This window comes from Plasticicumulans sp. (genome assembly GCF_035331805.1).
Lineage (GTDB): Bacteria > Pseudomonadota > Gammaproteobacteria > Competibacterales > Competibacteraceae > Plasticicumulans.
The window spans coordinates 1-1,661 of sequence record NZ_DAOLKE010000539.1 but is presented as its reverse complement, the minus strand read 5'-3'; the positions used below and the strand labels follow the sequence as shown (position 1 = coordinate 1,661).

Annotated in this window: 2 protein-coding genes; both read left to right on the top strand. The window is 74.5% G+C overall.

The window, feature by feature from the left end; genetic code table 11:
* The coding region (locus PKE44_RS19180) for a pyridoxal-phosphate dependent enzyme (RefSeq protein ID WP_324554416.1) at window positions 1–536 on the top strand (536 nt) is incomplete at its 5' end.
* A gap of 64 nt (window positions 537–600) precedes the next feature.
* The coding region (locus PKE44_RS19175; protein WP_324554414.1) for an MFS transporter at window positions 601–1,661 on the top strand (1,061 nt) is incomplete at its 3' end.

The window sequence follows — 1,661 nt, the reverse complement described above, 5'->3', positions numbered from 1 at the left end:
CGGCGGCGACGCTCGCCGACGGCATCGCGGTCGCGCGTGTCGGCGTGCACACCTATCCGCAGGCCGCGGCCTGGCTCGACGGCATCGTCACCGTCGACGAGGAATCGATCGCGCGCGCGATCCTGACCCTGCTCGAACAGGAAAAGCTGCTGGCCGAAGGCGCCGGCGCGGTCGGCATCGCGGCGCTGCTCGATGGCGTCGTCGGCGACCCGGCCGGCAAGCGCATCGTCGCCGTGGTCTCGGGCGGCAACATCGACCCGATCGAACTCGCGAAGATCGTCGAGCGCGGGCTGGAGCGCGACGGGCGGCTCGCGCACCTGCGCGTCGTCGTCGCCGACCGGCCCGGTTCGATCGCCGAGGTCGCCGGCCTGGTCGCGCGCGAGCGCGCCAACATCCTGCAGATCAGCCAGCGCCGTGACGCCGCCGAGGTCGGCCTGCGCGAGGCCGAACTCGACCTGACGCTGGAAACCCGCGGGCTCGATCACGTCACCGGCATCGTGCAGGCGCTGCGCGACGGCGGTTTCCGCGTACGCTGACGAACCGCCGCCGTTCGCGCGGGTCCAGATTCCGTCGCCCCGCCTCATCCGCCGGTATCCCGAGATGTCCGATTCCGTCCCCGCGCCGCTGACCGCTGCCGAGGTCCGCGCCGTCGTGCTCGGCTCGGTGCTGGCGCTGTTCCTCGCCGCGCTTGACCAGAGCATCGTCGCCACGGCGCTGCCGGCGATCGCCGCCGAGCTCGGCCGGGTCGAGCTGATGTCCTGGGTGGTCACCGCCTACCTGCTCGCCTCGACCTGCGCCACCCCGGTGCTCGGCAAGGCGAGCGACGTGCTCGGGCGCCGGCGCGTGCTCGCCGGCTGCCTGATCGTGTTCCTCGGCGGCTCGGTGCTCTGCTCGCTCGCGACTTCGATGCCGATGCTGATCGCGGCGCGCGCGCTGCAGGGCCTCGGCGGCGGCGGGCTGATCACGCTGGCGCAGGCGACGGTCGCCGACGTGGTGCCGCCGCGCGAGCGCGGGCGCTACGTCGCCTACTTCGCGTCGGTCTGGGCCTGCGCCGGCCTGCTCGGACCGACGCTCGGCGGGCTGCTGACGCAATACCTGGGCTGGCCGTGGATCTTCTGGATCAACCTGCCGCTCGGACTCGCGGCGCTCGTGATCACCGATCGCGTGCTGCGCCGGCTGCCGGTGCGCGGCGGCACGCGCGGGCGCATCGACCTGCCCGGCATCGTGCTGCTGTCGACGGCGACGACGGCGCTGCTGCTGGCGCTGAGCTTCGGCGGCCACCGCTGGCCGTGGGCCTCGGCGCCGATCCTCGGCCTGCTGGCGCTCGCCGTCGTTCCGGCGCTGCTGTTCGCGCACCGCCAGCGGCACACGGCCGAGCCGCTGCTGCCGCCGGCCTTCTTCCGCGATCCGGTGGTCGCACCGACCGGCGCGGCGCTGTTCCTGGTGTTCGGCGGCTTCCTCGCGGTCGCGGTGCTGGTGCCGGCCTGGCTGCAGATCGGCCTCGGCAGGAGCGCCGCCGCGGCCGGGCTGCTGATGATGCCGATGTCACTGGCCGCGCCGCTGACCGCGACGCTGACCGGCCACTACCTGCGCGCGACCGGCCGCTACCGCCGGCCGCCGCAGCTCGGCCTGCCGCTGGCGGCGGTGGCGCTGCTGGCGCT